We start from the raw sequence: 2,623 nt of genomic DNA, 5'->3' as shown, positions 1-2,623 counted from the left end.
CAATAAGCTTTAACACAGTCTATTTTTTAGGCATTACTGCTACCCGATGGCTTGGTACATCTAAGGCGCGTGTAACGGCTTCTACAATCCACTTTTTAACTTGAATATTCTCAGCGCCTTTCGCAACGACGAGGACTCCTCGAATTTCTGGCTTTTTCGTTTCTACCACAATAGGAACCTCTTTTTCGCCATCACGGATGATGACTAGCTGCTCGTCTGTTGAGGCCTCTTGAACTTTACGTTCCCCGCCTTCTCGATCTGTTTCTTCTGTGGTTTGTGATTTGGAAACCCTATTTTTTTCTAGGACCTTTTTATCAGTTGAATCGATATTGACGACAACTGTAACATCGTTTACCCCTAACATTTGCTGAAGGGCTTTTTTAAGTTGACTTTCATATTTTTCTTCATATTCGGACACGGCCTTATTGCCTGAACTCTTGTTTAGACCAAAGGCAGGTACGTCTTCGGCATCGACCTTATCACTGGCTGTAACCGGGATATCTGCTGAACTCGGGTTTTTTTTGAAAACAATATTGCCAACAAGCATAAAGGCTGCACCAATGCATAAAACAACAATCATATATTGGTATTTTCCTGGCTTTTTTTCAGAATTCCCTTCGATTTTCAGCACCTTTTTAAGCCATGAAAATGGCCCCTGGTTTTTATTATCCATTTTTGTTATTAATCCCCCCTTCAATCGAAACTTCAACTGTTTTTTCGGTTACATTCCATTTTTGCGAAAGAAAAGCGGCTATTTTTTCAGTTTCTTCTGTTGAGGCTTTTAGATGGAAGAGGTGTTTCTGTGTTAATTTCAACTTGTTTAATTGCTTCGACTGTCTTCACTTCGTTTTCTGGTTGTTTCAGAAGAACCGTAACCTTTTGGAGGTTTTCAGGGAATGCTTGGTCGCTTTCTTCATTTGTAGCTAGGTCAATTTTCGCTATCTCCAATCCGTATTGTTCCATCAACTCCTCTTTCACGTCCTTTTCCAGTTGGACAGCCATTTCTTCTAAAATATATGCATGTTGTAATGCTTGTATTTCTTTTTTCTTCAAATCTATTGAATTTTTCATATTTTTTTCTCCAGGGGCTTGATATGAAGGGATAGATCCAAGTGCAGTTTCAAAATCCTTGGAGATCAATTTAAAGATTGGGGTTAGAATAATCGCAATTAAGAGGAGCCCCGTCACCATTTTCGTATATTTTTGCATACTTGAATTTGGGAGGAGCATATCAATTACCGTTGCTAGTAAGATAAAGAGAATAATATTCGTTACCCACTCTATTAAAAAATCCATTTTTATCCCCCCTATCTGATCATCATCGTCAGATTTCCAGCTGCTACAATAACTGTTACACATAAAAAGAACATAAGTGACACAATTCCCAGTGCAGCGAAAACATATATGACACTTTTACTAATAATGTCGAGACAGGTAATGATGGGACCGCCGCCTAACGGCTGTAAAATTGCAGCTGCAAATTTATAAATAAAGGCAATCATTAATATCTTAATAGCCGGAAAGGCTACGATAATAAGTAAGATTCCTACCCCAGCAATACCTACCGTATTTTTTAATAGGACTGATGCACTAACGATCGTATCTGTAGCATCTGTAAACATCCTGCCGATTACAGGAATAAAATTTCCTGTCACAAACTTCGCTGTCCTGATCGTTATTCCATCTGAAACAGCAGCTGAAGCTCCCTGTACTGAGACAACACCCAGGAACACAGTTAAAAAGAGTCCCATTAACCCAATACTCCAGTTTCTTAGCAGCGCTGCTAACTGTGACACTTTATATTGGTCGGACATCGTACTCACAATACTCAAAAGTGTTGCTAGAAAAAGGAGTGGCAGAATGATATACTGCATAAATAATCCGCTCATATTCATTAGAAATAATACTACCGGATGAAAGAAGGCTGCTGAAATCAGGCCTCCTGATGCTGCAATTAATGCGAGTAAAAGTGGGACAAGAGCAAGCACAAACGAGATCATCGAACCGATTGCCTCATTTGTATAACTGATTGCGATATGGAAGCTATTTAGGGCAATAATGACTAACACCATATAAACGATCGAATAGGCAACTTTGCTAATGGCGCTTTTCTCGAAAGCATTTTGCATCGACTGAAGGAACATACTAAAAATGGTTAACATAATCAATGACCCTAGTAATTTACCGTTTGCAACAAATTCTTGAAAGGCAAATTTTACTATTCCCAATCCCCATTGTTTTAAAGAAAATTTTTTCTCACCACTAATAAAGTCATACAAACTGCCTTTCTGACTTTCCGGAAGGAATCCCCCGTATTTATACTTGATGTCCTCCCAAAATTGTTTGAGTTCTGTGATATCGAGCGATTTGAGCTGTTCATCAACCATCTCCTGGGGGGAAAGAGGATTGGATTGGTCTTTACCCTCTTCAGCAGCTTGTACACTTGGATTCAATAAAAAAAAGAATATGAGAATGATAATAGGAATAAACTGCCATCGCTGCTTCAATTTTTTCTACACCTCTTTTTCAGGTATGTCATTAACTGGGAATAAGCTTAATTATTGTTTCTATCAAAACAGTTAAGATCGGAATAGCCATTGCAAGAATAATAATTTTTCCCGCT

The 2,623-nt window shown here is 38.4% G+C and carries 3 protein-coding genes; all 3 read right to left on the bottom strand.

Going from position 1 to position 2,623, the window contains the following annotated elements:
- Window positions 1-19: 19 nt before the first annotated feature.
- Complete coding sequence (gene spoIIIAG, locus V7659_RS26725; RefSeq protein WP_144547631.1) at window positions 20-673, bottom strand: stage III sporulation protein AG; 654 nt, start codon at window positions 671-673, stop codon at window positions 20-22.
- A gap of 86 nt (window positions 674-759) precedes the next feature.
- Entirely contained in the window at window positions 760-1,296 is a 537-nt protein-coding gene (gene spoIIIAF, locus V7659_RS26720) for a stage III sporulation protein AF (protein WP_335543114.1), read from the bottom strand.
- Between the two features lie 11 nt (window positions 1,297-1,307).
- The gene (gene spoIIIAE, locus V7659_RS26715) at window positions 1,308-2,507 is read right to left on the bottom strand and encodes a stage III sporulation protein AE (protein WP_335543113.1); all 1,200 of its coding nucleotides are present in this window, start codon (window positions 2,505-2,507) and stop codon (window positions 1,308-1,310) included.
- Between the last annotated feature and the right edge of the window lie 116 nt (window positions 2,508-2,623).

It is taken from the genome of Neobacillus drentensis (assembly GCF_036966985.1).
Classification (GTDB): Bacteria; Bacillota; Bacilli; order Bacillales; family Cytobacillaceae; genus Neobacillus; species Neobacillus drentensis_E.
The sequence above is the reverse complement of the archived record's forward strand: the minus strand, read 5'-3'. Positions and strand labels throughout refer to the sequence as shown.

Excerpts from the sequence above, each read along its gene's own strand:
- spoIIIAG (WP_144547631.1), bottom strand. The coding sequence starts at position 673 with ATGGATAATAAAAACCAGGGGCCATTTTCATGGCTTAAAAAGGTGCTG.
- spoIIIAF (WP_335543114.1), bottom strand. The coding sequence starts at position 1,296 with ATGGATTTTTTAATAGAGTGGGTAACGAATATTATTCTCTTTATCTTA.